The organism is Streptomyces sp. NBC_00454 (assembly GCF_041434015.1).
Taxonomy (GTDB): Bacteria; Actinomycetota; Actinomycetes; order Streptomycetales; family Streptomycetaceae; genus Streptomyces.
On sequence record NZ_CP107907.1, the window covers coordinates 2,328,716 to 2,354,845 of the forward strand.

27 protein-coding genes, 1 tRNA gene and 1 pseudogene are annotated in these 26,130 nt (G+C 71.8%); 15 read left to right on the top strand and 14 right to left on the bottom strand.

Translation table 11 applies throughout. The annotated features are described in order from the left end of the window. Positions 1 to 112: 112 nt before the first annotated feature. Both OHU74_RS10815 and OHU74_RS10820 read left to right on the top strand, forming a co-directional pair. Positions 113 to 859, top strand: coding sequence for a peptidoglycan-binding protein (locus tag OHU74_RS10815; protein WP_371615694.1), 747 nt, complete (start codon positions 113 to 115; stop codon positions 857 to 859). A gap of 149 nt (positions 860 to 1,008) precedes the next feature. Beyond that, entirely contained in the window at positions 1,009 to 1,683 is a 675-nt protein-coding gene (locus OHU74_RS10820; protein ID WP_371615695.1) for an HAD-IA family hydrolase, read from the top strand. Between the two features lie 426 nt (positions 1,684 to 2,109). Here OHU74_RS10820 and OHU74_RS10825 read toward each other — a convergent pair whose 3' ends face one another. Next, on the bottom strand, positions 2,110 to 2,562 hold the full coding sequence (locus OHU74_RS10825) for a VOC family protein (RefSeq protein WP_371615696.1): 453 nt from the start codon (positions 2,560 to 2,562) through the stop codon (positions 2,110 to 2,112). Between the two features lie 141 nt (positions 2,563 to 2,703). Beyond that, positions 2,704 to 3,285, bottom strand: coding sequence for a TMEM165/GDT1 family protein (locus tag OHU74_RS10830; protein WP_371615697.1), 582 nt, complete (start codon positions 3,283 to 3,285; stop codon positions 2,704 to 2,706). 548 nt (positions 3,286 to 3,833) lie between these two features. On the opposite strand from OHU74_RS10830, the gene OHU74_RS10835 reads away from it, so the two are divergent. The 5 genes from OHU74_RS10835 (at position 3,834) to OHU74_RS10855 (ending at position 9,025) form a co-directional block, all read left to right on the top strand. After that, positions 3,834 to 4,487, top strand: coding sequence for an HNH endonuclease family protein (locus OHU74_RS10835; protein WP_371615698.1), 654 nt, complete (start codon positions 3,834 to 3,836; stop codon positions 4,485 to 4,487). Positions 4,488 to 4,633: 146 nt separating this feature from the next. Continuing rightward, the gene (locus OHU74_RS10840; protein WP_371615699.1) at positions 4,634 to 6,298 is read left to right on the top strand and encodes an alkaline phosphatase D family protein; all 1,665 of its coding nucleotides are present in this window, start codon (positions 4,634 to 4,636) and stop codon (positions 6,296 to 6,298) included. A 358-nt stretch (positions 6,299 to 6,656) separates the two neighbouring features. Continuing rightward, on the top strand, positions 6,657 to 7,298 hold the full coding sequence (locus OHU74_RS10845) for a DedA family protein (protein WP_371615700.1): 642 nt from the start codon (positions 6,657 to 6,659) through the stop codon (positions 7,296 to 7,298). A gap of 153 nt (positions 7,299 to 7,451) precedes the next feature. Then, positions 7,452 to 7,967 (top strand): hypothetical protein, encoded by a 516-nt coding sequence (locus OHU74_RS10850; RefSeq protein WP_371615701.1) that lies wholly within the window; start codon positions 7,452 to 7,454, stop codon positions 7,965 to 7,967. A gap of 155 nt (positions 7,968 to 8,122) precedes the next feature. Next, positions 8,123 to 9,025, top strand: a complete 903-nt coding sequence (locus OHU74_RS10855; protein WP_371615702.1) for a universal stress protein — start codon at positions 8,123 to 8,125, stop codon at positions 9,023 to 9,025. On the opposite strand, the gene OHU74_RS10860 is transcribed toward OHU74_RS10855, so the two are convergent. Both OHU74_RS10860 and OHU74_RS10865 read right to left on the bottom strand, forming a co-directional pair. Further along, positions 9,022 to 9,252: a DUF2277 domain-containing protein gene (locus OHU74_RS10860; protein ID WP_371615703.1), complete on the bottom strand. Its 231-nt coding sequence runs from the start codon at positions 9,250 to 9,252 to the stop codon at positions 9,022 to 9,024. The genes OHU74_RS10855 and OHU74_RS10860 overlap by 4 nt on opposite strands. A 126-nt stretch (positions 9,253 to 9,378) precedes the next feature. Further along, positions 9,379 to 9,453: transfer RNA gene (locus OHU74_RS10865), tRNA-Val, on the bottom strand. Between the two features lie 55 nt (positions 9,454 to 9,508). Here OHU74_RS10865 and OHU74_RS10870 point away from each other — a divergent pair. Then, entirely contained in the window at positions 9,509 to 10,813 is a 1,305-nt protein-coding gene (locus OHU74_RS10870; RefSeq protein WP_371615704.1) for a hypothetical protein, read from the top strand. A gap of 313 nt (positions 10,814 to 11,126) precedes the next feature. Next, positions 11,127 to 11,642, top strand: a complete 516-nt coding sequence (locus OHU74_RS10875; RefSeq protein ID WP_371619641.1) for a DUF4383 domain-containing protein — start codon at positions 11,127 to 11,129, stop codon at positions 11,640 to 11,642. Positions 11,643 to 11,669: 27 nt separating this feature from the next. Here the strand turns inward: OHU74_RS10875 and OHU74_RS10880 are convergent, their stop codons facing one another. Beyond that, a complete protein-coding gene (locus OHU74_RS10880; RefSeq protein WP_371615705.1) occupies positions 11,670 to 12,212 on the bottom strand; it encodes a hypothetical protein in 543 nt (180 codons plus the stop codon). 160 nt (positions 12,213 to 12,372) lie between these two features. Between OHU74_RS10880 and OHU74_RS10885 the strand changes: the two genes are divergently transcribed. From OHU74_RS10885 to OHU74_RS10905, 5 genes and pseudogenes are all read left to right on the top strand, one after another. Then, a complete protein-coding gene (locus OHU74_RS10885) occupies positions 12,373 to 13,065 on the top strand; it encodes a FadR/GntR family transcriptional regulator (protein WP_371615706.1) in 693 nt (230 codons plus the stop codon). Between the two features lie 144 nt (positions 13,066 to 13,209). After that, positions 13,210 to 13,730: pseudogene (locus OHU74_RS10890) on the top strand (enolase C-terminal domain-like protein); the annotation flags it as partial. A gap of 63 nt (positions 13,731 to 13,793) precedes the next feature. Then, positions 13,794 to 14,411 carry a bifunctional 4-hydroxy-2-oxoglutarate aldolase/2-dehydro-3-deoxy-phosphogluconate aldolase gene (locus OHU74_RS10895; RefSeq protein ID WP_371615707.1) on the top strand — a complete coding sequence of 206 codons (618 nt, stop codon included), beginning with the start codon at positions 13,794 to 13,796 and terminating at the stop codon, positions 14,409 to 14,411. 20 nt (positions 14,412 to 14,431) lie between these two features. Then, positions 14,432 to 15,403, top strand: a complete 972-nt coding sequence (locus OHU74_RS10900) for a sugar kinase (protein ID WP_371615708.1) — start codon at positions 14,432 to 14,434, stop codon at positions 15,401 to 15,403. A 149-nt stretch (positions 15,404 to 15,552) separates the two neighbouring features. Next, positions 15,553 to 15,765 (top strand): zinc ribbon domain-containing protein, encoded by a 213-nt coding sequence (locus OHU74_RS10905; RefSeq protein ID WP_371615709.1) that lies wholly within the window; start codon positions 15,553 to 15,555, stop codon positions 15,763 to 15,765. Between the two features lie 9 nt (positions 15,766 to 15,774). On the opposite strand, the gene OHU74_RS10910 is transcribed toward OHU74_RS10905, so the two are convergent. The 4 genes from OHU74_RS10910 to OHU74_RS10925 are packed head-to-tail and all read right to left on the bottom strand — an operon-like array spanning position 15,775 to position 21,030. After that, a complete protein-coding gene (locus OHU74_RS10910) occupies positions 15,775 to 16,434 on the bottom strand; it encodes an O-methyltransferase (protein WP_330296236.1) in 660 nt (219 codons plus the stop codon). Next, positions 16,431 to 17,261, bottom strand: a complete 831-nt coding sequence (locus OHU74_RS10915) for an HAD family hydrolase (RefSeq protein ID WP_371615710.1) — start codon at positions 17,259 to 17,261, stop codon at positions 16,431 to 16,433. Before OHU74_RS10915 ends, OHU74_RS10910 begins: the two co-directional genes overlap by 4 nt. Next, positions 17,258 to 19,768: a phosphoribosyltransferase gene (locus OHU74_RS10920; RefSeq protein ID WP_371619642.1), complete on the bottom strand. Its 2,511-nt coding sequence runs from the start codon at positions 19,766 to 19,768 to the stop codon at positions 17,258 to 17,260. Before OHU74_RS10920 ends, OHU74_RS10915 begins: the two co-directional genes overlap by 4 nt. A 32-nt stretch (positions 19,769 to 19,800) precedes the next feature. After that, a complete protein-coding gene (locus OHU74_RS10925) occupies positions 19,801 to 21,030 on the bottom strand; it encodes an HpcH/HpaI aldolase/citrate lyase family protein (RefSeq protein WP_371615711.1) in 1,230 nt (409 codons plus the stop codon). A 308-nt stretch (positions 21,031 to 21,338) separates the two neighbouring features. On the opposite strand from OHU74_RS10925, the gene OHU74_RS10930 reads away from it, so the two are divergent. Beyond that, a complete protein-coding gene (locus tag OHU74_RS10930; protein ID WP_371619643.1) occupies positions 21,339 to 22,088 on the top strand; it encodes a TerD family protein in 750 nt (249 codons plus the stop codon). A 51-nt stretch (positions 22,089 to 22,139) separates the two neighbouring features. Here the strand turns inward: OHU74_RS10930 and OHU74_RS10935 are convergent, their stop codons facing one another. The 5 genes from OHU74_RS10935 to OHU74_RS10955 all read right to left on the bottom strand — a co-directional run bounded on the left by OHU74_RS10935 (position 22,140) and on the right by OHU74_RS10955 (position 26,120). Beyond that, a complete protein-coding gene (locus OHU74_RS10935; protein ID WP_371615712.1) occupies positions 22,140 to 22,880 on the bottom strand; it encodes a Tellurium resistance in 741 nt (246 codons plus the stop codon). A gap of 117 nt (positions 22,881 to 22,997) precedes the next feature. Then, entirely contained in the window at positions 22,998 to 24,116 is a 1,119-nt protein-coding gene (locus OHU74_RS10940) for a DUF475 domain-containing protein (protein WP_371619644.1), read from the bottom strand. A 25-nt stretch (positions 24,117 to 24,141) separates the two neighbouring features. Beyond that, entirely contained in the window at positions 24,142 to 24,717 is a 576-nt protein-coding gene (locus OHU74_RS10945; RefSeq protein ID WP_330296241.1) for a TerD family protein, read from the bottom strand. Positions 24,718 to 24,927: 210 nt separating this feature from the next. Then, on the bottom strand, positions 24,928 to 25,503 hold the full coding sequence (locus OHU74_RS10950) for a TerD family protein (RefSeq protein ID WP_030026013.1): 576 nt from the start codon (positions 25,501 to 25,503) through the stop codon (positions 24,928 to 24,930). A 158-nt stretch (positions 25,504 to 25,661) separates the two neighbouring features. Beyond that, positions 25,662 to 26,120, bottom strand: a complete 459-nt coding sequence (locus OHU74_RS10955) for a peroxiredoxin (protein WP_371619645.1) — start codon at positions 26,118 to 26,120, stop codon at positions 25,662 to 25,664. Positions 26,121 to 26,130 lie beyond the last annotated feature (10 nt).

Below are 26,130 nucleotides of genomic sequence, written 5' to 3' on the forward strand. Positions count from 1 at the left end.
AGGGGCTCCGCAGGTCTGCATAATCGCTGGCAGTGGCCAGGGAGGGGTACCAGTGAGCGCTGAGCGCTGTCCAGATTGCGGCGCCGTGAGAGACGACTGCCGATGCGAGTCCTTGCGGATCCGCCCGTACGTCTCGCTGCCCGACCCCGGCCAGGCCGCGGCCCCGCCGCAGCAGCCCCGTACGCGGCCGGTGCCGCTTGCCGCGCCGGAGGAGCACACCCCGGCGTACGGGGTCCCGGTGGTGCCCTGGCCCGACGAAACGGTTCAGCTGCGCGCCGTCCCGGCATCCGGGCCGATGCCCGGCCCGGCCGGCGCGCGCCGCCGCATACGCGTCCTCCCGATCGCCGCGGCCGTGGCGATCGTCGCCACCGCGGCCCTGGCCGTGACCGCCTTCTCGGGTTCCGGCAAGCCCGACGCCGATACCGTCCTCCTCGACGTGCAACCCACCGCTCCCCTGACGGGCCTGCCGTCGGCCGCCCCCGCGCAGAGCTCGGCGAGCGCCAAGCCGAGCCCGTCCCTGTCCCGTTCCCCGAGCCCCTCGCGCTCCGCCTCTCCCTCTCCGACCCCGAGCCAGAGCCGCTCGTCGGCTCCGGCGGCCTCTCCTTCCCCGTCTCCGAGCCGCCCTTCCAGCCCTCCCCCGCCGTCGCAGGCGGCCACGCTCCAGTACGGGGACTCGGGCCCGGAGGTGGAGAAGCTCCAGCGGCTGCTGTCGGCCCAGGGGGTCTACCGGGGCAAGTTCGACGGCAAATTCGGTGGTCAGACACGGTCGGCGGTCTCGACGTTCCAGTGGGAGAACGACATCGAGGGCGACCCGTACGGGGTCTACGGCCCGGAAACGCGCCGCGTCCTGGAGGGATAGAAGCCCTGGAGGGATAGAACACATCTCCTCAGCTGGCGCGGACCCCGCTTTGTTTTGTATTCTTCAGGAACAAAGTGGTTCCGTCCTCAACCCCTGACCGGGGGACGGAACCACTTGTTCTCTTTTCCCGCCCCGTCTGGAGCCCCGCCGTGCAGGCCACCACCGCCAACGCCGTCCTGACCGCCAAGGCCCTGCTCCTGGACATGGACGGCACCATCGTCAACTCCGACGCGGTGGTCGAACGCTGCTGGCACGACTGGGCCGTCGCCCACGGCCTGGACCCGCGGGAGGCCCTCAAGGTCGTCCACGGCCGCCAGGGCTACGCCACGATGGCGATCCTCCTCCCGGACCGCCCGATGGAGGAGAACTTCGCCGAGAACACGGTGATGCTCGCCCGCGAGACCGCCGACACCGACGGCGTGGTCCCGGTCGGCGGCGCTGCGGAGTTCATGGCGGCCATCGACGCCCTCCCGCACGCCCTGGTCACCTCCGCCGACGCGGCCCTGGCCACGGCCCGGATGACCGCGGCGGCCCTGCCGATGCCGCGGGTCCGGATCACTGCCGAGTCCGTCCAGGCCAGCAAGCCCCACCCCGAGGGCTTCCTGATGGGCGCGGCCGCCCTCGGCGTCGATCCGGCCGACTGCATCGTCTTCGAGGATTCGGCCGCCGGCATCGCCGCGGGCCAGGCCGCGGGCATGCGCGTCATCGGCGTAGGCCCCCGCGCCGCCGCCCACGCCCCCACCGCCCACGTCCCCGACCTGACCTCCATCGAAGTCACCACCGCCCCCAACGGCGACATCGCCCTCACCCTCCGCCAGGCGTAGCTCCCCGGCCGCCGGCCAACGGCGCGGCAAGGCTCACGGGCTGTCCGGTGCTGCGGCCGGGACGGCCGAACGGTCGCAACACCGGGCGCAGCGCACGGCGGGGCGGAGGCCGCGACTCGCGCCGGGCTCACTCGGACGCCTCGGCAAGGTGACCACGCAGCAACGCGGCACCAGCCACCGTAGGCCCGACAAGGCCCGCGGCGGCCCGAAAGGGACGGCCAACGCCACGAGGCGGCGTGCCACGGCCCGCCCCCGCCACCGAACCCCGCAGCCGCAGTCCGTCCGTGTCGCAGCCCTCGCCACGATCAGCCCAGCCGGGGGACGACGCCCGGCTGGGCTGATGGCCGCGCGAACGTCAGACGGGCTCGGCCGCGCACCTGGTCGAGCCGTGGCGGGTCCCGGAAGCGGGCACGCCGACCGGGCGCGTCAGGCGACGCAGAATTCGTTGCCCTCGGGGTCCTGCATCACGATGGCGTAGTAGCCCTCCCGTTCGTCCATGATCCGCAATACGGTCGCGCCCGCCTCGGTGAGCCGTCCCACCATCTCGTCGACCCGACGGGCCCGGATCGCCACCGGCACATCGCGCCCGCCACCGACCTTCAGGTCCAGGTGCATCCGGTTCTTGCCCGCCTTCGGCTCCGGAACCTGCTGGAACCACACCCGCGGCCCCAGGCCCTGCGGATCGACGATCGACTCCGGGTTCTCCGCCGCCCCCTCCGGCAACTCCTCTTCGGGCACCCCCATGCCCTGCCAGTACTCCCGCCAGGTGGCATGGCCCTCCGGCGGCGGCTCCGGCTCGTACCCGAGCGCCTGGCTCCAGAAGGCCACCATCACCTGGGGATCCGCGCAGTCGATGGTCAATTGCAACGTCAGCTCCATCCCCGCAGCGTCCCAGACACCACCGACATCGCCCGGCAGGCAGGCACACGCGGGCGCCGCACACAGACATCGGCGCCAGGGGCCGGACGGCATCCGCAGCGCCACCGCCGCGGACAGCCGGCCGGCCGGTCACAGCACTGGCTACCCGGCGATCGCCTCGTACAGCGAGAACGCCGCCAGCGCCGCCATGACGCCGGCCGCGATCTTGGTGATCAGGCTCAGCGGCACGTACTTCATCAGCGTCCGGCCGCCCAGGATCCCGATTCCGGCCACGGCCCACAGCGCGAGCACCGCTCCGAGGCCGACCGAGACGGGGTTGTCGTACCGCGCGGCGAGGTTCGCGGTCATGATCTGCGTCAGGTCACCGAACTCGGCGACCAGGATCAGCATGAAGCCGGCCCCCGAGACCTTCCAGAAGGACTGGTCGGCCGGCGGCTTGACCGTTTCCTCGCCGTCGCTCTTCTTCAGGAGCAGCATCGCCGCACCCGCCAGGAACAGCACGCCCACGACGGCCTGCACCAGCCGGTGCGGGAGCAGGGTGAGCACGCTGCCGGCGGCGATGGCCAGGGCCACGTGCACGGCGAAGGCGGCGGCGACGCCGACGAAGACGTACGAGGCGCGGTAACGGGTGCCGAGCATCAGGCCGGCGAGGGCCGTCTTGTCCGGGAGCTCGGCAAGAAAGACGACGCCGAAGGCGATCGCCATCACGGTGAAGCTGAACACGGGGTGGAACCTCAATCGGTCGGGCAGGACGCCATCGGTACCGAGAGACCAGGAGTGATCAGGGGTCGCTTCGGCTCGGCGGCGTCCTGAAGTACGTACGCGTGCATACGCGCAGGACACTGCGGCCGAAGGTCTCGCTGGCCGACCCGACACACATGCGTATCCGGTCTGCCTCCGGGCGCCGGCTGGTGTGACCCAGCAGTATGTCGACGGTCCGGCAAAGAGCTACTCCCCTTCTGCTCCTCCAGAGTACGCGACGCCCCCCACCTCCCGAAATGGGACTTTGGGCACACCCAGGCCCGCGAGCGACCCCGTCCGGCCGGGCGGTGGGCCGGGCAGCGGGCCCGTCAGCGGTCGGACCGTGGGCCGGACATCCGGTCGACCAGCAGACCTGGAATAGCAACTTCCGTTATTTCCCGTCGGGTTGAAGACCTCGCCATGACATGCTCATGTCTTCACACTGTCACCTGACGCCCATCCCCAGGAAACCCGGCGCCGCCACCATGGCGACGCCCCGCAGAGTTCCCGCCCCCACTCAGGAGCCCCTCATGTTCTCCACGCCCTCCGTCTACGCGCGTCGACTTGGCATGGTCGCCTCAATAGTCGCGGCCGCCTCCCTCACCACCCTGCTCACCGCCCCCACCGCCGCGGCCGCCCCTCCCACCCCCATCAGCGCCGCGGCCGCCCGCTCCTACCTGGCCACGGTCACCCCGAAGACCGAAGGCACCACCGCCGGATACAGCCGCGACCTCTTCCCCCACTGGAGCACCGTCTCCGGCACCTGCAACACCCGCGAGACCGTCCTCAAGCGCGACGGCTCGAACGTCGTCCAGGACTCCGCCTGCGCGGCCGTCAGCGGCAGCTGGTACTCCGAGTACGACGGTGCCACCTGGACCGCCGCCTCGGACCTCGACATCGACCACGTGGTTCCGCTCGCCGAGGCCTGGCGTTCCGGCGCCAACTCCTGGACCACCGCCAAGCGCCAGCAGTTCGCCAACGACCTCACCCGCCCGCAGCTCATCGCGGTCACCGACAACGTCAACCAGGCCAAGGGCGACCTCGACCCCGGCAAGTGGCTGCCCCCGCGCACGGCCTACCGCTGCACGTACGCGCGCATGTGGGTCGACGTGAAGCAGTACTGGGCCCTGAGCATGGACTCCACGGAGAAGACCGCCCTGGTCAACATCCTCAACGGCTGCTGACGCACCACCCCGCCTCCACCCCTGGCCAAGGATCTTTCCCCCACCAGGGGGAGGTGGACCGCCCCCTCCCCGTCGTACCGTGACCACAGGGACGAAGAGAACGGCCACAGGACTGGTCAACGGATCTTCGGAGGAGGGGGAGTTGCATGGCCGCAATGCGTCTTGGACCGCTGCTGCGCCACGTCGACTGGGACACGGGCGACTCCGCCACGATATGGATCGAGGCGGACCGCCCCTGCACCGCCGAGGTGCGCTGCGCCGACGGCTCCGGCGGCAGCGTCCGTACCTTCCAGGTCGCGGGCCATCACTACGCCCTGGTCACCGTCACCGGCCTGACCCCCGGCTCCACCACGGCGTACGAGGTCCTGCTCGACGGGGTCCACGTCTGGCCGCTCCCCGACAGCCCGTTCCCCGCGAGCACCATCACCACGCCGTCCACCGCCAGACCGGGCTCCGCCGCCGCCAACGGCGGGCCCGCCCTGCGCATCACCTTCGGCTCCTGCCGCCAGGCCGCCCCGCCCGCCGGCCGGCACGGACCGCACGGCCCCGACGCGCTCGACACCCTCGCCGCGCAGCTGGCCGCGGATCCGCGGTCGGAGCGGCCCGACCTGCTGCTCCTCCTCGGCGACCAGGTGTACGCGGACCAGCTGTCCAAGCCGACCCGCCAGTGGCTCGCGGCCCGCCGGGACCTCCGCGAGGCGCCCGGCGCCCAGGTCGCGGACTTCGAGGAGTACACCCGGCTCTACTACGAGTCCTGGCTCGACCCGGAGATCCGCTGGCTGCTCTCCACCGTCCCCAGCCTGCACATATTCGACGACCACGACGTCATCGACGACTGGAACACCTCCGCCGCGTGGCTGGCGGAGATGCGCGCCACCCCGTGGTGGCAGGAGCGGGTGCTCAGCGGGCTGATGTCGTACTGGGTGTACCAGCACCTCGGGAACCTCTCCCCCGCCGAGCTGGCCGCCGACCCCCTGTACGCGGCGGTCCGCGGGACCCCCGACGGCACCGACGCGCTACGGGCCTTCGCCGCCTCGGCGGACGCCGACCCCTCCACGGTCCGCTGGAGCTACCGCCGCGACTTCGGCCGGTCCCGGCTGCTGATGGTGGACACCCGGGCCGCCCGGGTGCTCGATGAGGACGGCCGGGCCATGCTCGACCCTGCGGAACAGCAGTGGCTGCGCGACAACGCCCTGGCCGGACACGGCGGTTACGACCACCTCCTCATAGGGTCCTCACTGCCCTGGCTGATGCCTCCGCTCGTGCACGACGCGGAGGTGTGGAACGCCGCGCTGTGCCGCGGGGAGCGGGGACCCCGGTGGGCCCGGATCGGGGAGGACCTGCGGCGGCGCAGCGATCTGGAGCACTGGGCGGCGTTCCCGGGCTCGTTCGCGGCGCTCAGCGACCTGCTGGAGGAAGTGGGGACGGGTCCGCGGGCTCCGGCCACGGTCTGCGTGCTCTCGGGGGACGTGCATCACGCGTATGTGGCCGAGCCCCGAATACCCAGTACGGCGCGGGTGTTCCAGCTGACGTGCTCGCCGGTGCACAACTCCATCCACACCGCCGTGAAGTGGGGCTTCCGGCTGGGCTGGTCACGGGTGGGCCGGTGGCTGGGCCGGGGCTTCTCCCGGCACGGCCGGACGGGCCGGCCTCCGCTGAGCTGGCGGCGTACGGGTGGCCCGTGGTTCGGCAACCAGCTCATGACGCTCGCGCTGTCGGGCCGCTCCGCGCGGCTCCGGCTGGACCAGGCCCGCAAGGGACCCCGTCTGGTGACGGTCCTGGACCGGGATCTCACGCCGCCGCCGGGCTAGGCCGTCTCTTTCGGATCTTGTCGGTCAGGTCCGCGTCGTCCGGTGCCGTGCCTCGGCGCGCTGCCGGGGCTCCCGCGTACTGGACGTACTCGGGTGCCGCGGCAGTGCGGCGAGGTGCGGTGCCGGGCGGCGCGGACCCGGCAAGATCCGAAAGAGACGGCCTAGGCCGTCTCTTTCGGATCTTGTCGGTCAGGTCCGGCGCAGGCACGGGACACACGGTGGGGCCCGTTCACCCCCCGGGCGTCCGGTCCGTGGACGTCCGGCGTACGCTGTTCCGCTGTCAGCCGCCCCTGCCGCTCCCCCGCGACGTAGCGGCGCTTCACGCCGAAGCACGTCAACCGGACTGGGGAGTCCCGCTTTGCTTGAGACTCTGGGCTCGCTGACTTCGAGCCCATGGATCTACGCCCTCGTGGCGCTGTCCATCCTGCTCGACGTGTTCCTGCCGGTGCTGCCGAGCGGGGTGCTGGTGATCACCGCGGCAGCGGCCGCCGCGGCCGCCGCCGGGGCGACGGGCCCGGCGCCCGTGCACGCCCAGGTGCCCGACATCCTGGCCCTGCTGGTGACGGCCGTCACCGCCTCGGTGCTGGGTGACATGGCCGCGTACCGGCTGGCCCGGCGCGGCGGGGCCCGTCTCGACCGGGCCATCGCCCGGTCCCGTCGGCTCACCCGCGCCCAGGAGCGGCTCGGCATCGCCCTCGCCCGCGGCGGCGGCGCGCTGGTGGTGGTCGCCCGCTTCGCCCCCGCCGGCCGCTCGGTGGTCTCCCTCGGCGCGGGGAAGACCCAGCGCAAGGTCAGGGAGTTCCTGCCCTGGTCGGTCCTGGCCGCCATCGCCTGGGCCGGGTACAGCGTGGCCCTCGGCTACTTCGGCACCCAATGGCTCGGCACCACCTGGCTCGGCACCGCGGTCTCCCTGATCGCCCTCTTCGCCGCCGGCGCCCTGGCCGCCTTCGTCGTCCGCCGCCCCACCACCCGGACCCCCGCCCCGGCCCCGGCCGCCTGAGAGCCCGCAGGCGCGGACTCCCCCGGGCGGAGCAGTGGCTCACCCGTTCACCCGGCAGCGATCGCCGCGTCCGCGCCGGGCTCCTAGCGTCCAAGGCACGGTGCGCACCCGAATCCGCGCCGCGCTGTTCCCGGAGCCCGAGGAGTCCTCTCCATGCCCGCCACCCCCCGCAGTCCCCGCTCGCACCGCCCGCTCCCCCGCGTGCTGGCCGTCGCCGCCGCGGCCCTCGTCATCTCGGCCGCCGCCCCCGCGACCCTCGCCCACGCCGGCCCCTCCGGCAACGTCTCCCCGACCAACGTCGCCCCGGGCGGCCGGGTCAGCCTCAACGTCACCGGCTGCGGCACGAAGACCGGCAAGGCCTCCTCCCGCGCCTTCGGCGACGTATGGCTGACCCCGGGCAACGCGGAGGCCACCAACCTCTTCGGCGCGGCCACCACCTTCCGCAACGTCAGCGCCGGCTCGCATCCCGTCACCTTCGAATGCGGCGGCCCCGGCGGCGAGCGCGTCACCGTCGCCCTGAACATCACCCCGGGCGCCGCCCGCGGCGGGCTCGGCGGCAGCGTCGATTCCATGAGCCCGGGTCAGATCGCCATCGGCGGAGCGTTCGTGGCGAGCGCCCTCGGCGCCGGCGCCTGGTTCCTGCGCCGCCGCACGGGCCACGCCGGCTGAGCCGAGGCGGAGCGGACACGGAAGTGGGAGTGGAAGTGGGGGTGGGAGTGGGAGTGGCCGATGGTCCCGGCCCCTTCGGGACTTTCCCCACTCCCGCCCGGAGGCGGTCCCGGCAAGGCTGAGGCCACGCACCGCTGCCCCACAAGGAGCCCGCCATGGACCAGAGCCCGCGCCCCGTGATCGCCGCCGTCGACGGTTCCGCGAACGGCAACCGGGCCCTGGAATGGGCCGTCTCCCAAGCCCTGATGGTCGGGGCACCGCTGCGCATCGTGCACGCCCGTCTCTACATGAACTCGATCGGCTCGGCCCTGTCCGGCGGATTCGAGGAGCCGGGCCTCGACGACGACCCGGTGCTCATCCGGGTCCGCGAAGCCCTGGACGGCCGCGCCGGGCTTCCCCCGATCGAGTACGCCTCCCACCCCGGCGCCCCCGACCGCGTACTGCCCGGCCTGGGCGCGGACGCCCAGCTGATGGTCCTCGGCTCCCGAGGCCGCGGCGGCTTCGCCAGCCTCCTGCTCGGCTCGAACGGCCTCGCCTGCGCGAGCCGTGCCGCCTGCCCCGTGGTGGTCGTACCGCGGGCCGAGCCGCCCGTGCGCGACCCGTACGGGCAGGTCGTGCTCGGCCTCAACAGCGCGGCCCCCGACGACAGCACCACCTACTTCGCCTTCCGCGAGGCGGCCCGGCGCGGTGCCCGCCTCCAGGTCGTCATCGCGCACGCCTGGCCCGGCCGGACCTTCACCACCGCGGGCACCATCGGCACGGCCGTGCACACGGAGACGGCCGGCGCCCACGAGATCGGCGCCCTGGCCGCGGCCCACCTGCGCCCGCACGCCGAGCACTTCCCGGAGGTCCAGGTCGAGCAGTTCACCGCACCCGGCGACGCGGCCGGCCACCTGGTCGCCGCTTCGCAGGCCGCGGACCTGCTGGTCATCGGCCGCCACCGCAAGCGCCCGCTCTCCCCGCACCTGGGCTCGGTCACCAACGCGGTCCTGCTCCACACGACCTGCCCAGTGGCGGTGGTCCCCCTGGAAGAGACCGCAGTCCCGGCAGCCGCCTAAGCGGTCATCCGCTCCGCCGCCCCCCGGACCTGGATCCCGTCCAGCAGGTCCCGCGTGGCCTCCGCGATCGCGTCGACGGCGGCGGCGAACACCTCCTGGTTGTGCGCGGCGGGCGCCCTGAAGCCGGACACCTTGCGTACGTACTGGAGCGCGGCGGCCCGGATCTCCTCCTCGGTCGCCTTCTCCGGAATCGCGGGCGGACGCAACGTCTTAATGGATCGGCACATGCCTCCACTATCCCGCCATCCGCTTCCCACGTACCCCACCGTCCCGCCCCCGCACGACCGCTCGAAGCGCCCGCCACCCGGGAACGCAAAAGACCCCCCGCCATGATCGGCAGGGGGTCTTTCCACTGGTGGGCGCGGACGGTTTCGAACCGCCGACATCCGCTTTGTAAGAGCGGCGCTCTACCCCTGAGCTACGCACCCGTGGATGAGTGGACAGCCTACATGGAGGGCGTACCCCCCACGCAAACCCGTTCCCGTGAGGGAGAATGGACCGGGGCAGGGGCATTGCGGACGGGGTACGGGAGAAGCGACTGTGACGACGGCACCCCGGCGGTGGTTCGGTGGCGGGCGGGACGAGAGTCGGCGGGCGGATGCCCAGGCGGCGAAGGATGCCGCCGCGGCCGCGTTCTACGAGCTGGACACCGCGCAGCGGGATCTGCGGATCTCCATCGAGACGATCGCGGCGGCCGACGGATCGCCCGAAGCGCGGCGCGCGGGCGAGGGGTTCGTCGCGCTCGGGCAGCGGATCGACCAGGTCAGCCACGTGTACATCGAGGCCGTCGACGCACATGACCTGGATCGCGCCGAGCTGGAGGCGGCCGCGGCGACGCGGGCGACTCAGGAGCTGACGCGGGCGCGCGAGGAGCTCGTACGGGTGAAGGGCGAGCTCGACCGTTTCGCGCAGGGTCTGCAGCCGCTGCTGGACAAGGCGGAGACGCAGCTGGCCAGGGTGGCGCCCGCCCGGGAGCGGGCCAGGGCCGCGCTGCTCGCGGCGAGCACGGCGCTGGACGACGTACGCGGCAAGGGCATCCGCGCCGACGACCTGGCGGCCCGGCTCGCCGCGCTGGGTCCGGAGTTGACCAAGCTGAACCAGGGCGCCGCGCAGCACGGGGTGCAGGAGACCGTCCAGCGCGCCGACCGGATCCTGCGCGACGCCGAGGGGATACGGGCCGAGGCGGCGCGGCTCCCGGAGCGGGCGGCGGAGATCGACCGGCGGCTGGTGAGCCTGCGGACCCGTGCGCAGGCGCTGCGCAATCGGGCGGACCGGGTGGATCCCGTACTCAGCGAGCTGCGCCGGCGGTTCAGCGCGGCCTGCTGGCAGGACCTCCAGCACGTGCCCGACCAGGCGGTACGGGATGTCGCGCAGGCGGAGGACCGGCTGGGGGAGGCCGCCCGCGCCCGGGACGAGCAGCGCTGGGCCGATGTGACGGCGCTGGTCGAGGCCGTGCGGGGTGCGCTGGACTCGACCGACGAGGCGGTGTCGGCGGCGCAGGACCGGCTGACGCGGCTTGAGGCGGTGGCGCGAGATCCGCAGGCGGAGGTGGACCGGACCCGGTTCGCGATCCGCGATGCGCAGCGGCTGGCGATGGCGGGCCGCAGCGTGCCCGATCCGCGGCATGCGCGGCCGCTGGACGAGGCGGTGGCCCGGGTGGACCGGGCGGTCGCGGGGCTGGAGGGCCGGCATCCGGACTACTGGGCGTTCCTGCTGGAGATGGGACAGGTGCGCGATGCGGTGAACCGGGTGGTGAGCGGGATCCGGACGGAGCGCGGCCAGGCCTGAGCCCGGCCCCCGGTTCTCGGGCCCCGGTTCTCGGTCCTTCGGTCCTGGGTTGTCGCGGGGTGGGCATCGATGGATGCTGGGAGGTGCCGGGAACGGACCAGAGGAGGGCGTTATGGCTGCCCACACTTTCCACAAGCCCCGTGCGCCCCACGCGCCCCCCATGCCCCCCGCGTCCCACGAGCCCTACGTGGCCCACGCCGCGTACGGCTGCACGGAACCCCATGAGCACTACGCGCCCTACGTCGCCCACGAGCCCGACCCCTCCCGCGTTCCGCCGGAGCCCCATGCGCTGGCGCACCGCCTCGAGCGCCTCATGCACCCCGTCAACGCCAGCCTCGACGAACACCTGCCCGCCGACCACAAGCTCAACAAGGTCTACCGGGTCGGCGCGGGCCTGACGGGCCTGCTGCTGGTCGTCTTCGGGATCCTCGGGCTGATCCACCGGATCGGGTTCTTCAACACCGGCGGCGACACGGTGCTCGCCCTGAACACCAACGGCGCGCTGAGCGTCCTGTCCATCTGTATAGGGGCCCTGCTCATCGCCGGGATGGTGGTCGGCGGGAGCTTCGCCTCGACGCTCAACATCGTGCTGGGTCTGCTCTTCATCGCGAGCGGGTTCGTGAACCTGGCGCTGCTCGACACGGGGATGAACTTCCTGGCCTTCCGCATCCAGAACGTGCTGTTCAGCTTCGTGGTCGGCGTGATGCTGATGTGGTTCGGGATGTACGGGCGGGTGGGCAGCGCCCTGCCGCACGACAACCCGTACTGGCGGGCCCGCCACCCCGAGCAGGCGGCTCGGGAGCAGCGGGCGACGGCCGGCCGGCGGTAGCGACCGTAGCCGCGGTGGCGACCGGGGCTACGCCTCGATGCGTTCGACCTTGTCCACCAGGAAGAGGAAGGACAGGGCGCCGCCGATCGTGATCGAGCCGATCAGCAGCAGCGAGAGGTGAAGGAGCCGCTGTCGCCGATCATGTAGCCGATGACGATCGGGACGACGATGCCGGCGAGGTTGCCGAAGACGTCGAAGACGCCGCCGGCCACGCCCAGCATGCGCTGCGGGGCGATCTCGGTGACCAGGAATGCCCCGCTTGACCGTCCAGTCGGACCAGCTGCCTCCGCACAGCACGCCCACGAGGGCGGCGACGAAGGGCAGGGCGCCGGTCAGGCCGCCCTTGGAGAAGAGCCAGCCCATCGTCTCGGGCGAGACGCCCAGGTCCCGGGACACGTCCGGCGCCACGATCGACAGGACGCTGCGGTCCAGGTAGTTGATGGCGGTACTGACGAAGAGCACGGCCAGGATCGCGAAGCGGTACTTCCCGATCCTGCGCTTGGGCAGGCCGGACCGGTCATGACCACCCTGCCGCGCGGTCACGGCGGCCGGGTCGCGGCTGAGGGACATCGGTGTCTCCGGGGCATGGGGAACGGGGCGAGGAGTGCCGGAATCAGGTGCTCCGGTTCCGCGACGCAATAATTGCTAATTAACGATTACTTGTGCAACTCTTTGCCTTGTCAGGGGAGCAAGTAGGGACGAAAGCCCCGGCAGGAGAGGGGAAACCGGAATGAGCAGCAGCGAAGCCGCCTACGCCGGCCGGGGGATCCACAAGGCCGCCGTGGAGGAACTGGCCCGCAGGATCTTCGACGGCATCTACGACGAGGGATCCACGCTCGACCTCCCCCGCCTCATGGAGGAGCTCGACGTCAGCCAGACCGTGCTCCGCGAGGCCATCAAGGTGCTCATGGCCAAGGGCCTGCTCGACGCGCGCCAGAAGCGCGGCACCTTCGTCCGGCCGCGCACCGACTGGAACCTCTTCGACGCCGACGTGCTGCGCTGGAAGCTCGCGGCCGGAGCACCCGACTGCTTCTTCTCGGACCTCCTGGAACTGCGCCGCTCGATCGAGCCGGCCGCGGCCGCGCTGGCCGCCGTACGGGCGACCGAGCAGGACCTGGCCGCGCTGGACGCGGCGCTGGACGCGATGGCGGCGAGCGACAGCGACCCGGTGCTGCACGTGCGGGCGGACGCCTCGTTCCACCTGGCGCTGCTGACCGCCTCGCACAACCTCTTCTTCACCCAGATGTACCGGGTCATCATCCCGGCCCTCGTGGAACGCGACCGCACTGTGCACAAGGGGGAGTTCGAGCACCCGCACGCGATCCACCTGGCCGTGGTCGACCAGGTCCGGGCGGGGAACCCGGACGGCGCCCGCAGGGCCGTGCTCGACCTCCTCGACATGGCCCAGCGCGACCACCCGTAGCCCCCGGAGAACCCGTAGTACCCGTAGTACCCGTAGTACCCCGCATCCCGGTCCTGCCACCCCGACCTGGAGAGGACACCGTCCGCAGTGAAGATCACCCGTATCGAGACCGACGAGGGCCTCGTCGGCTGGGGCGAGCCCGTGGTCGAGGGGCGCGCCGAGACGGCCCGCGAAGTCCTCGGCGAAGACCGCGACTTCGGCCTCGACTTCCACGGCCGGGTCTCCCCCGCCAACGCCCGCCGGGAGTTCCTCGCCCCGCTCGAAGCCGGCGTGGCGATCCTGCAGCCCGACATCTCGCACGCGGGCGGCATCTCGGAGCTGCGCCGCATCGCCTCCCTCGCCGAGGTTTACGGGGCCCAGGTCGCCCCGCACTGCCCGCTCGGGCCCGTCGCCCTGGTGCCAGCCTCCAAGTCGCTTTCACCACCCCCAACTTCCTCATCCAGGAACAGTCCATCGGCATCCACTGCAACCAGGGCGCCGAACTCCTCGACTACGTCACCGACCCCGAACCCTTCCGCTTCGACGCGGGCTCGCTCGTGCGCATCGAGCGGCCGGGCCTCGGGGTCGAGGTCGACGAGGCGGCCGTCCGCGCCGCCGACAAGAAGGGGCACGCCTGGTGCAACCCCGTGTGGCGCCACGACGGCGGCTCCTTCGCCGAGTGGTGAGCCCCCACCACCACTCGCATTCCCTTCCCCCACCCCCCACCACATCAGAAGGCAGGCATTCCCATGGAGTTCGGCGCAGCGCTGCGACAGGAGCGGCTCGTCGCCATCGTCCGCGGCAGGGACGCCGAGGCGTCCTTCCGTACCGTCATGACCCTCGTGGAAGAGGGCGTGTCCCTCGTCGAGGTCTCCCTCAGCGGGGCCGACGCGCTGGAGGTCATCGGCCGGGCCCGCAAGGAGCTCGGCGACGAGGCGTGGCTGGGGGCCGGTACGGTCCTCACCGCCGAGGACGCCCAGCGGGCCGCCGGGGCCGGGGCCAACCTGATGGTCACCCCGGGGCTCGGCGCGGGCGTGGACGAAGCCGTCCGCCAGGGCCTGCCGGTGCTGGCCGGGGTCATCACCCCGACCGAGGTCATGGCGGCCGACGCGGCGGGGGCTGCCGCGCTCAAGCTGTTCCCCGGCTCGATCGGCGGACCGGCGTACCTGCGGGCCCTGCGGGCGCCCTTCCCCGACCTGCCGTTCGTACCGGTCGGCCGGGTGGACTCGGCTGCCGCGGCCGAGTACCTGTCCTCCGGCGCGGTGGCGGTCGGCATCGGCTCCCCGCTGATCGGGGACGCGGCCGACGGCGGCGACCTGGCCGCGCTGCGGCGCCGGGCGGCGGAGTTCCTGGCGGTGTGCGCATGAATCCGCACATGAATCCGCGCATGAACACGGACGGGACCGAGGTCTTCACCTTCGGGGAGACGATGCTCTCCCTGCGCGGCAGCGGCCCGCTGCGCCTCGGCGGGACCATGGACGTCTCCGTCGCCGGCGCCGAGTCGAACGTCGCGATCGGCCTGGCCCGGCTCGGCCACGCGGTCCGCTGGGCGGGCGCGGTCGGCGAGGACGAGGCCGGTGAGCTGGTCCTACGGACGCTGCGTGCCGAGGGCGTGGACGTCGGCGGAGCCTCCCGCGACGAGGGCGGGGCCCCGACCGGGCTGATGCTCTCGGAGCCGCGCCTGCCGGAGCTGACCCGGGTGCACTACCACCGGGCGGGGTCGGCGGGCTCGCGCCTCAAGGCCTGCTCGCTGGAGCGCGCCTTCACGGCGGCCCCTCCCAGGATCCTGCACCTCACCGGCATCACCCCGGCCCTGTCCCGCTCGGCCCGGTCGGCGGCGACCATGGCCCTGCGCCTCGCGGCCGAGCATTCGGCGCTGGTCTGCCTCGACGTCAACTTCCGGTCCCGGCTGTGGTCCTGCGAAGAGGCGGCGGCGGTGCTCCGCGAGTGGGCCCCGGCCGTGGACGTCCTCATCGCCTCGGACGACGAACTCCCCCTGTGCCTGCCCCCGGACGCCCCGGCCGACCCGGCCGTGCAGGCCAAGGAGCTCCTGGCGCTCGGAGTCGGCGAGGTGGTGGTCAAACTCGGCGCGGCCGGAGCGACGGCCCACACCGAGGACGGCTCCTCGCTCCATGTCCCGGCCCGTCCGGTCCGGGCGGTGGACACCGTCGGCGCGGGCGACGCCTTCGTGGCGGGCTACCTCTCCGCCCTCCTGGACGGCCTGGACACCGCCGCCCGCCTGGACCGGGCGGTGACCACGGGCGCCTTCGCGGTGGCCTCCCGGGGCGACTGGGAGGGCGCCCCCACCCGGGCGGAGCTCGGCCTCCTGGCGGCAACCGCCGGCACCGTACTGCGCTGATGCACCGGCGGGCCCGGGCCGACACGGGGGTGCGGCCCGGGCCCGCCGGTCCCGCCTGCGGGCCCTGGCCGCAGGCGGGGCCGTGGCGCTCCCCGGGTGCAGGGCCGTGGCGCTTCCCGGGCAGGGGGCGACTGCGTAGCCTGTACCGCATGCCCCGTTACGAATACCGCTGCCGGACCTGCGAAGACACCTTCGAGGTCAGCCGGCCCATGGCCGAGTCCTCCGCGCCCGCCGACTGCCCGGACGGGCACTCCGACACCGTCAAGCTGCTCTCCGCCGTCGCCGTCGGCGGGACCAGCAGTGCCCCCGCCGCGCCTATGGGCGGCGGAGGCGGCTGCTGCGGTGGGGGCGGCTGCGGCTAACGCTTGCGGTCAGCGCTTGCGGGAGAGGGTGATGCCGTCGGAGATCGCCAGCATCACCGACTCCATGCGGGGGTCCGCCGCGACGTGGTCGTTGTAGGCCTGGACGCCCGCCGCCGCACCCGTCGCCGACTCGTCCAGCACCGTGCCGTGGTACAGCGTGTTGTCGGTGACGATCAGCCCGCCCGGACGGAGCCTGGGAACCAGCTCCTCCCAGTAGGCGATCTGGCTCTGCTTGTCGGCGTCCACGTACGCCATGTCGATGTGCGGCTCGGCCGGCATCGCGCGCAGCGTCTCGAGGGCGGGCGCGATCCGCAGCTCGATGCGGTCCGCGACCCCGGCCTTCGCCCAGGCCTCGCGCGCGTACGCCGTCCACTCCTCCGAGACGTCGCACGCGATGAGCCGGCCGTCCGCCGGCAGCGCCTGCGCCATCGACAGCGAGGAGAAGCCGGTGAAGGTGCCGACCTCCACGATGTGCCGGGCGCCGGTCAGCCGGACCAGGAAGGCCAGGAGCGGGCCCTGCTCCTCCGCCGACTGCATTCCGGCCGAGTCCGGGAACGCCGCGTAGGTAGAGGCCACCAACCCCTGCTGGACCTCGTCCAGCGGCGGGTTGTGCGCCAGCATGTAGCGGTAGAGCTCGTCTGTGATCTTGGTGCTGTTGCCCTTGGTCATGATCCCAGTGTGCCCAGTCGCTCGGCCTCGCGGGTGAATGCGCGCACGATTTCCTCACCGGCCAGCACCCCCGCCAGGGTCAGCGAAGTGACGTGCGGCGCCGTCCAGTCGGCGTCGGCCAACTCGCCGTGGCCCGGCCGCCATCCCGCGTCCGCCGCGAGCAGCAGGTCCGCGTCCAGCAGCGAGTCCCCGGCGGCCAGGGTGGTGGTGGCCCCCGTACGCCGGGCCACCTCGCGCATCGCCGCGCTCTTGGTCAGCGGGCGCGGGACGGCGTAGATCTTGCGGCCCTGGAGCGAGATGGTCCAGCCGCGGGCCTCGGCCCACTCCGTCAGCGCCTTGATCCACTCCGGCGGGACCAGCGCCCGCTCGACGACCAGGTAGGCGAAGAGGTCCTCGGCCACCCGCGCCTTGCGCAGCCACGCCGGGTCGGCGGCGGACAGCAGGTGCGCGTGCACCTCCTCCAGCGGGGCGCACTCCTCGGCGAGGCGCGATGCGACCTGGCGGCGCCAGTCCCGGTCGGGGGTCCCGTCGACGAGCAGCTGGCCGCCGTTGGCGCAGATCGCGTACTTCGCCGGCTGCCCGGGGAAGCGGATGCGCTGGTACTGCTTGCGGGTACGGGTGGTGGTCGGGACGAAGACGACGCCCGGGTTCGCCGACAGCTCCGCCAGCAGTTCCGCCGCCGTCTCCGTCATGTACGACAGCGGCTTGCTCTCGTGGACCTCGACGCACAGCAGCCGCGGGGCCTCCGGGTCCGGCATGGTCAGGGCGAGCGCTGCGTTCGAGTAGATGAGCGTGCGGTCGAGGTCACTGGCTACGAGGACGGTCACTTGGCTGACACAGCCTTTCCGTCGGCGCCCGTGGCGCCGCGCGTGAAGCGGGGGTGAATGAGGCCTACGCAGGTGTAAGGCAGCCCGTCGACCTCCTCCACCGGCACCCCGCGCTGCTCGGCGAGGAGTCGTACGTGGTCCAGGTCGGCCCCCGCGCCGCGCTGCGCGAGGATCTTCCACGGCACCCGGCGCAGCAGCACCCGCGTGGTCTCGCCGACGCCCGGCTTGACCAGGTTCACGTCGTGGATGCCGTACTCCTCGCTGATCCGCTCCACCGCCTGCCAGCCCACCCAGGTCGGCGTGCGGTCGGCGGCGAGGAGCTCCTTGACCTCGGCGTCCACGGCCTCGGCCACCTCCTCGAAGTGGGCGGCGACGGTGTCGACGAAGGCGACGGAGACATCGGCTCCGGCGAGCTCGCGGTAGAACTTCGCGCCGTGGAAATCGGCGGGCCCGACCAGGTCGGACCTGAGCACCGTACGCGAGACGAGTCCGGAAACCGTGGAATTGAGACAGGCGGAGGGGATCAGGAAGTCCTCGCGGGTGCCGTACGTCTCCACGCACGAGCCGGGGTCGGCGAGGACCACGATCTCGGGATTGAACCCCTCGAACTCGGACAGGGCCTCGCGCAGCTCGCGGCTGATGGCGCCCTTGCCGGTCCAGCCGTCGACGAAGACGATGTCGGCCGGGTCGTGGTGGGCGGCCAGCCAGCGCAGCGCGTTGGCGTCGATGCCGCGGCCTCGCACGATGGAGACGGCGTAGTGCGGCAGGTCCAGGCCGTGCCGGGCCCGGGCCCAGCGGCGCATCAGGACGCCCACGGGGGTGCCGGCGCGGGCCAGGGAGACGAGCACCGGCGACGGGGACCGCTCGGCGAGCACCGTCTCGGTGACGGTTCCGACGGCGCGGGCCATGCGGGCGGCGGAGGCGGTCAGCGCGCTCTGGTAGAGCTGCTGGTACTCCGGGGACGGCTGGTACTCGACCGGCAGGGACTCCGCGTAGTGCGCGCCGCCCGCCTGGATGGCCTCTTCGCGCTCCTCGGTCGGGGCCTCCAGCTCCACGTCGGAGAAGTCCTGGAGCAGCCAGCCGACGTCCTCCGGAGCGTACGAGGAGAAGGCGGGGCCGCGCAGGGGCTCGGCGGTCATGATCGGCTCCTGCCGGTCGGGGACGTACGAGGGTATGACGGCCAGCAGGACCCGGCCGGTGTGCGGGGCGAGGGCCGCGAGGAGGCCGGTGCGGAGCTCGGGGGTGTCCCCGGCCGAGTCGACGACGGCGACGACGGCGTCGAAGCCGGCGCCCGCGACGTTGTAGGCGTACCGGTCGCCGGGGCCGTCCGCGGGGTCGTCGTGGGCCGGGAAGACGAGCCGGGTGCGGATGGCGTAGCCGGGGTCGTCGACGGCCAGCACCGGGGAGCGGGTGGTCGTGGAGAAGCGGACCTCGGCCGCCGCGCCGGAGGCCTCCAGGGCCTGCGCGAGGCGCAGCGGGGCGTACATCAGCTCCTCGTTGCCGAGTACGAGGACCCGTGCGGGGCCGTCGCCCAGCGCGGCATTGAGCTGGTCCGCCATGGCGGGCAGGGCCGCGTCCAGGGCTTCGCGGTGGGCCGGGGTGAAGCCGTGGCGGCCGCCGTCGGGTATGCCGGTGGGCCAGTCGAGGGCGACGCGGGTGGGCGGGTGCGGGTCGTCTGCCGGGGCGCTGCCCCGGACCCCGCTGCTCAAACGCCGCAGGGGCTGATTTTCCCCCGGCGGCCCGGCCGGAGAGGCCTCGGCGGCGGCCGCGCTCGCAGCCTCGTACTCCTCCACCAGGGCCTGTCCCTTCGCCAGGACGCCCTCCGGGAGGGAGACCGTGCCGGAGGCGAGGGATATCAGGTCCACTCGGGCGCCCAGGCCCTCGGCGAAGGCCGTGAGGCGGTCGCGGTCGGACGGGGAGCGCATGTCCACCAGGGCTACGACCACGTAGTGCCCGCGCGGATGGCGTTCGTGCAGGTCGCGGATGGTGTTCAGGACGGTGTTGCCGGTGGAGAACTCGTCGTCGACCAGGACCAGCGGGCCGGAGCCGGCCAGTAGCTTCGGGTCCTCGGGGAGCAGCAGGTGCGAGGTGGCGTGCGAGTGGGCCTCCTCGAAGCCGCCCGCGGGCTCCACGCCGGGCACGGGGCGCCGGGTGGAGTGCAGGTACGGGGCGCGGCCGAGGCCGTCGGCGACGCAGTGGCCGAGCCCGGTCGCGGTCTCGGCGTACCCGAGGACCACCGCCGAGGCCGCCTCCTCCTCGCCCAGCAGCTCCCGGACCCGTACGCCGAGCCCGTACCCGGCGGCGTAGACGACCGCCGGGGACTGCGGGACGTGCTTGCCCAGCACCTGCGAGACCAGCAGGTGCGCCCGCTTGGGGTTGCGGCGCAGGGCGAGCCCGAGCAGCTCGGCCAGCCGGGGCCCGCCGGTCTGCGTCCCGGGGCCGGCGCCTTCCTCCAGGCCGACGCCCAGCCGGCTCGCGACCCACGTTCCCGACCACACGGCTTCGATCTTCTTGCCCTTCCTCGCAGTCAACGGCCCGCTCACACCTGGAGCCCGGCCGTGAGGAGATCGACGAAGCCGACCTCCTCCTTCGCCACACCGAAGACCTCGGCGCGCAGCATCGTGCGCTCCGCCCAGGCCCGGTGGGGCTTCACCTCATTCATTTTGTTCGTATAAGCAGACCGCATCACTCCGCCGCCGCCGCTCTCGGGGCGCAGGATGTCCTGGGCGTCGCTGAACTCCTCGTGGGAGACCACCGACAGCGCGTGGACGGGGGTGACGTGGGCGGGGTGGATGCAGGTCTTGCCCATCAGCCCGTTGGCCCGGTCCAGCTCGATCTCGCGCAGCAGCCCGTCCAGGTCGTGCTCGATCAGGGCGGTGCGCAGTTCCTCGACGCCCTCCTCCTGGAAGGGGCTGCGGCGCAGCTGCGGCTTGAAGAGCCGCTGCTGGCTGCGGAAGTACTCCCAGACGGGCCCGGTGACCGTGAAGCCGGTGCCGTCGGCGCGGCTGAGCACGTTGACCACGTCGGCGATCACACCGGCGACGATCTGCACGTCGTAGGCGGTCATGTCGGGGGTGCGGCGCAGTCCGTACGCGGAGCAGAAGTCGGTGACGCCCAGGCGCAGTGCCAGGACCCGCTCGCGGTACTTGTTGACCGTGCGGGAGATTCCGGCGAGGGCCTCGACGCGGGTCTCCAGGTGGAGCAGCTCGGGGGTCTCCAGGACGGGCATGGCGTACAGCCGGGGGTGTCCGCTCGCCGCTTCCGCCTGGGCCACGGCGTCCAGGAAGGCCATTCCGCGGCTCTCGCTGAACTTCGGCAGGACGAATCCGGACAGCCGGGCGGCCGAGCCGCCGAGCCGGTGCACCAGGTCGGGAATCTGCTCGGGGGTGCGGACCCGGATGAAGAGCAGCGGGAGCTCCCCGGCCGGGCCCTCGCCCGAGCCCCGGTCCGTGCCCTCGCCCAGGCCCTCGCCCAGGCCCTCGCCCGCCGCCGCGTCGAGGGCGGCGAACTGCCGGACGAGGTTCTCCTCGCCGTCCGCGACGTCGGCGTCGCTGATGGAGTCCTCCAGGCACAGGACCATGGAGACGACTCCCCGGCCGGCCTGCTTGCGGACGTCACGGGCCAGCTGGGTCCGGGTGGCGGGACTGTAGAGCGTGGCTCCCAGCGCGGCGGCGAGCGTGCGGGCGGGGGAGGCGGCGGTGAACTCGGCCGGCTCCTGGTGGAAGAGGTCCTTGCGGACGGTGGGCGATATGTGCCCGAAATGACGCATGTGCTTCCCCCGTACTGCCTCGGCGGCCCGACTGGCATGGCCGGTAATAGTACGTACGAATGAGATTCCAGAGTTCCCCATGCACATGAAATCCAGGTAACCGTCGCTGGTCAGAGATCCGGAGCAGGTCCTTGGTCCGCTGAGGTCACCACCTTCGTACCGGACGGTTCCGGCCGGGCCGGGTGCACCATGCACCTCCGCGCCCGCCCTGTAGCCACCCTTGCACCATGCCCAGGACTTTTCGCGGGGACAAGGTCTACGGGGGGCCGCATTGTCCCCGTCCCGCCCGGGAGGGCAGGATGACCGCCATGACGCACGCGATGCAGAAGGGCTCGAACATCCCGGTGGCCGCCGTGGCGGTCCGGGCGGTGCTGCGCTGGACCGGCGGGCCGGGTGTTCCCGACGTGGACGCATCCGCGCTGCTCGTGGGCCCGGACGGACGGGTCCGGTCGGACGAGGACTTCGTGTTCTACAACCAGCCCCGCCACCCTTCGGGGGCGGTCTGGCGGCTCGGCAAGAAGCAGCTCGGCGACGGGATCACCGACGCCGTCCAGGCGGACCTGCGGGCCGTCACCCCGGCCGTGGACCGGATCCTGGTCGTCGCCTCCGCCGAGGACGTGCCCTTCCAGCGGGTCCACGACCTGCGGATCCTGCTCTACGACGCCACCGCCACCGGCGGCTCCGAACCGCTGGCCTTCTTCGACGTACGGCCCGAGACCGGCGCCGAGACGGCGCTGATCTGCGGCGAGCTGTACCGCCGGGGCGACGGGTGGAAGTTCCGCGCGCTCGGCGAGGGCTACTCCAACGGCCTCGTCGGGCTGGCCACCGACCACGGGATCTCCGTGGACGAGGGCGCCCCCGAGGCCCCGGCGGCCGCGGCCGAGCCCGCTCCGGTGCCGCCCGCTCCGGTGCTGCCGGCCCCGCCCACCCAGGCCCCGCCGGCCGAGGAGCCCGCGTACGGGTACCCGCAGCCGGTGTCTCCGGCCGCGGTTCCGGCTCCGGGCGGGGACCCGTCCTTCCGGCTGCCGGTGCAGGGTCCCCAGTTCATCCGCCGCTGAGGCCACTGAGCCGCCGAGCCACTGAGGCCACTGAGGTGCGCGCCCGCCGCCTCAGGCCTTGGTCTTGTAACCCCGGCCCCACTGGAGGCCCCACCCGTACAGCCGGTCGAGCTCGGCCTGGAACCCGTAGACGAATTTGACCTCGCGGCGCACGATCAGCTCGCCCTTGACGTTCTCCAGGGAGACGACCGCGCAGGAGCGCGCCTGCGGGTGGCGCTCCTCCAGCGGGATCTCTATGCGCGGCCCGGTGATCGGGAAGAGGGTCACCAGGGCGTGCGTCCGGTCGAAGGCCGGGGTCTGGTCGTAGATGTATACGAAGACGAGCAGCCGCTTGATCGCCTCGGCGTGGTCGAGGTTGACGAAGATCGTCTCGCCGGAGGGCGCACCGAAGCGGTCGTCGCCGCTGAGCTTCACGTACGGCGGGCTGTTGATGTCCCCGTGGAGGTTGCCCAGCGGCTGGACGACGCCCCGGGTTCCGTCGGTCAGCTCGTAGAGGCAGCCGATGTCGAGGTCGACATTGACCATGCCCTGGGTGTGCGCCTGCACCATGTCCGGTTTGAACAGTTTGAACGGGTGGCGGAAGAGCTGCCCGCTCTGGCCGGCGGTGCGGCCGCCGATGTCCGAGGTGCGCATCCGCCAGGAGAGGTTCACGCGCAGATTGCCGTGTACCGCCCCCTGTTTGGTGAGCGACACCGTCGGATGGCGTTTGGTCAGCTCGATCGCGTTGGACGAGGCACTGCCCGACTGGAAGTGCTCACCGCGACTGCCCCTGATGCCGTCGAAGAATCCCATCCCTCAACCCCCCTGCAGCCCTTGATGGCCTGATTGCACACGGAAGCGGGGCGGCCCGGTGGGTCCGTGGACCCTCCGGACCGCCCCGCACTTGAGCGTTCCGCATTACCGCCGAGGTCATGCCTCGGCGGTGGAACCCTCCAGCTCCAGGCGCTTGTTGCGGCGCACCGAGGACCAGAAGGACCATGCGATGAGCACGACGCCGACGAGGCCGGTGATGACCTCGTGGATCTGGTACTGGATGGTGACGAGCAGGATCACGGCGAGCGCGCCGATGGCGTAGTGCGCGCCGTGCTCCAGGTAGACGTAGTCGTCGAGGGTTCCCTGGCGGACCAGGTAGACCGTGAGCGACCGGACGTACATGGCACCGATGCCGAGGCCCAGGGCCATCAGCACGATGTCGTTGGTGATGGCGAAGGCGCCGATGACCCCGTCGAAGGAGAAGGAGGCGTCGAGGACTTCGAGGTAGAGGAACATGAAGAAGGCGGCCTTGCCGGCCATGGCGACGGCCGAGACCGGGGACTTGCCGCTCTTCTTGGCTTCTTCCTCGGCCTCGTGCTCGGCCTCTTCCTCTTCCTCGAGCTTGTTCTCGAAGTAGCCGGAGAGACCGCCGACGATCATGTACGTGATCAGACCGAGGACGCCGGAGATCAGGACCGTCTGCGCCTTGTCCACGTGGGCGCCGCCGTGCTGGTGGGCCTGGGTGGCGAAGGTCATCGAGGTGACGACCAGAACGATCAGCGCGATGCACGCGGACAGCATGTCGATCTTGCCGAGCTTGGCGAGCGGGCGCTCCAGCCAGGCGAGCCACTGGATGTCGCGGTCCTCGAAGATGAAGTCGAGGAAGATCATCAGCAGGAACATTCCGCCGAAGGCGGCGATGGACGGGTGGGCGTCCGTGACCAGTTGCTGGTAGTGCTCCTTTTCGGTCATCGCCAGCTTGACGGCTTCGATGGGACCGATCTTGGCGCTGATCGCGACGATGGCGACGGGGAAGACCAGCCGCATGCCGAAGACCGCGATGAGCACGCCGACCGTGAGGAAGATCTTCTGCCAGAAGGCATTCATCTTCTTCAGAATTCCGGCGTTGACCACCGCATTGTCGAAGGACAGCGAGATCTCGAGGATGGTGAGGATCGCGACGATCCCGAACCCTGTCCAGCCCCCGTAGAGCACCGCTGCGACCAGTCCGAGCGCAGTGACTGCGAACGACCAGCCGAAGGTTTTCAGAACCACTGGCATCCCATCGTCTTGTACGGCTTTACGAAACGTTGACCCCGAAGTCTAGAGCGATGCCCCGGAGCCCTGACGCGTACCCCTGCCCCACCGCACGGAACTTCCATTCGCCGCCGTACCTGTACACCTCGCCGAAGATCATCGCGGTCTCGCTGGAAGCGTCTTCCGTGAGGTCGTAGCGGGCCAGTTCCTGGCCGTCCGCCTCGTTCACGACGCGGATGAACGCATTGCTGACCTGGCCGAAGCTCTGTCGGCGGGCCTCGGCCTCGTGGATGGAGACCGGGAAGACGATCTTGTCCACGGCGGCCGGCACCTTGGTGAGGTCGACGATGATCGACTCGTCGTCACCTTCACCCTCGCCGGTGAGGTTGTCCCCTGTGTGTTCGACGGAGCCCTCGGGGCTCTTCAGGTTGTTGTAGAAGACGAAGTACTCGTCCCCGAGCACCCGGCCGTTGCCGCACAGCAGCGCGCTGGCGTCGAGGTCGAAGTCGGCGCCCGTGGTCGAGCGCGCGTCCCATCCGAGGCCGATCAGAACCCGGGTGAGGTTCGGTGCGGCCTTGGAGAGGGAGACATTGCCCCCCTTGGCGAGTGTGACGCCCATGTTGTGGTCCTCCCCGGACAACGGTGTGGCAGTGCGGCGGTGTGGCAGTACGGCGGGTGTGGCAGTACGGCGGGTGTGGCAGTACGGCGGTGGCGGCGCGGCCGTGTGGCGGTGCGGCCGTGCGTAAAGCCGGTCCGGCGCCGTACACACAGTGCACGGCGCCGGACGGGTGAGCTGCTGCTCTGGCGAATCAGCTCTGACGGATCAGGCTCAGACGTTGACGCCGAAGTCCTGCGCGATGCCGCGCAGGCCCGAGGCGTAGCCCTGGCCGATGGCGCGGAACTTCCACTCCGCGCCGTTGCGGTACAGCTCGCCGAAGACCATGGCGGTCTCGGTCGAGGCGTCCTCGGAGAGGTCGTAGCGGGCGAGCTCGGTGTTGTCGGCCTGGTTCACGACGCGGATGTACGCGTTGCGGACCTGGCCGAAGCTCTGCTGACGGGTCTCGGCCTCGTAGATCGAGACCGGGAAGACGATCTTGGCCACGTCGGCCGGAACGCCGGCGAGGTTGACCTTGATGGCCTCGTCGTCGCCTTCGCCCTCGCCGGTGGTGTTGTCACCGGTGTGCTCGACCGAGCCGTCCGGGCTCTTCAGGTTGTTGAAGAACACGAAGTTCGCGTCGCTGGCGACCTTGCCCTGGTCGTTGGTCAGGATCGCGCTGGCGTCGAGGTCGAAGTCGACACCGGTGGTGGTGCGAGCGTCCCAGCCCAGACCGACGATGACCGCCGTCAGGTTCGGCGCGGCCTTGGTCAGCGAGACGTTGCCGCCCTTGCTGAGGCTGACTCCCACGGGTCCTCCATAAGGTTTTTGTGTGGGGCGGTGCCCCGTCGTGCGATTCACAGGATCAACGTTTCGATCCTAGTGACGGGTTCCCGCCTGTACGGGCTTATTCGAGTCGAACGTGCCCCCGAGCCTGCCGGACGTTCCCCGCAGGCTCCCAGAGGCCCTCAGAGGCTGTCGAGGGCCTTGATGTACTCATTCAGGTCACGGGCGTCCGGCAGGCCGTTGACGACGCTCCAGCGCACCACGCCGTCCTTGTCGATGACGAAGGTGCCGCGGACCGCGCAGCCCTTGTCCTCGTCGAAGACCCCGTAGGCGCGGGAGGTCTCCCCGTGCGGCCAGAAGTCCGACAGCAGCGGGTACTCCAGCCCCTCCTGCTCGCCGAAGACGCGCAGGGTCGGGACGGAGTCGTTGGAGACCGCGAGGAGCTCCACGTCGTCGTTCTGGAACCGCGGGAGCTGGTCGCGCAGCTCGCACAGCTCCCCGGTGCAGACGCCGGTGAAGGCGAACGGGTAGAAGAGCAGCACGACGGCCTTCTCCCCCCGGAAGTCGGAGAGCCGCACGGTGGCACCGTGGTTGTCCTTGAGTTCGAAGTCCGGGGCCTTGCTGCCGACCTCGATCGCCATCTGTCGCATC

Coding starts and splice junctions, on each gene's coding strand:
- OHU74_RS10825 (WP_371615696.1), bottom strand. CDS start 2,562: ATGGAGCTGACGTTGCAATTGACCATCGACTGCGCGGATCCCCAGGTG.
- OHU74_RS10835 (WP_371615698.1), top strand. CDS start 3,834: ATGTTCTCCACGCCCTCCGTCTACGCGCGTCGACTTGGCATGGTCGCC.
- OHU74_RS10840 (WP_371615699.1), top strand. CDS start 4,634: ATGGCCGCAATGCGTCTTGGACCGCTGCTGCGCCACGTCGACTGGGAC.
- OHU74_RS10850 (WP_371615701.1), top strand. CDS start 7,452: ATGCCCGCCACCCCCCGCAGTCCCCGCTCGCACCGCCCGCTCCCCCGC.
- OHU74_RS10855 (WP_371615702.1), top strand. CDS start 8,123: ATGGACCAGAGCCCGCGCCCCGTGATCGCCGCCGTCGACGGTTCCGCG.
- OHU74_RS10860 (WP_371615703.1), bottom strand. CDS start 9,252: ATGTGCCGATCCATTAAGACGTTGCGTCCGCCCGCGATTCCGGAGAAG.
- OHU74_RS10875 (WP_371619641.1), top strand. CDS start 11,127: ATGCACCCCGTCAACGCCAGCCTCGACGAACACCTGCCCGCCGACCAC.
- OHU74_RS10880 (WP_371615705.1), bottom strand. CDS start 12,212: ATGTCCCTCAGCCGCGACCCGGCCGCCGTGACCGCGCGGCAGGGTGGT.
- OHU74_RS10885 (WP_371615706.1), top strand. CDS start 12,373: ATGAGCAGCAGCGAAGCCGCCTACGCCGGCCGGGGGATCCACAAGGCC.
- OHU74_RS10895 (WP_371615707.1), top strand. CDS start 13,794: ATGGAGTTCGGCGCAGCGCTGCGACAGGAGCGGCTCGTCGCCATCGTC.
- OHU74_RS10900 (WP_371615708.1), top strand. CDS start 14,432: ATGAACACGGACGGGACCGAGGTCTTCACCTTCGGGGAGACGATGCTC.
- OHU74_RS10905 (WP_371615709.1), top strand. CDS start 15,553: ATGCCCCGTTACGAATACCGCTGCCGGACCTGCGAAGACACCTTCGAG.
- OHU74_RS10910 (WP_330296236.1), bottom strand. CDS start 16,434: ATGACCAAGGGCAACAGCACCAAGATCACAGACGAGCTCTACCGCTAC.
- OHU74_RS10925 (WP_371615711.1), bottom strand. CDS start 21,030: ATGCGTCATTTCGGGCACATATCGCCCACCGTCCGCAAGGACCTCTTC.
- OHU74_RS10930 (WP_371619643.1), top strand. CDS start 21,339: ATGACGCACGCGATGCAGAAGGGCTCGAACATCCCGGTGGCCGCCGTG.
- OHU74_RS10935 (WP_371615712.1), bottom strand. CDS start 22,880: ATGGGATTCTTCGACGGCATCAGGGGCAGTCGCGGTGAGCACTTCCAG.
- OHU74_RS10945 (WP_330296241.1), bottom strand. CDS start 24,717: ATGGGCGTCACACTCGCCAAGGGGGGCAATGTCTCCCTCTCCAAGGCC.
- OHU74_RS10955 (WP_371619645.1), bottom strand. CDS start 26,120: ATGGCGATCGAGGTCGGCAGCAAGGCCCCGGACTTCGAACTCAAGGAC.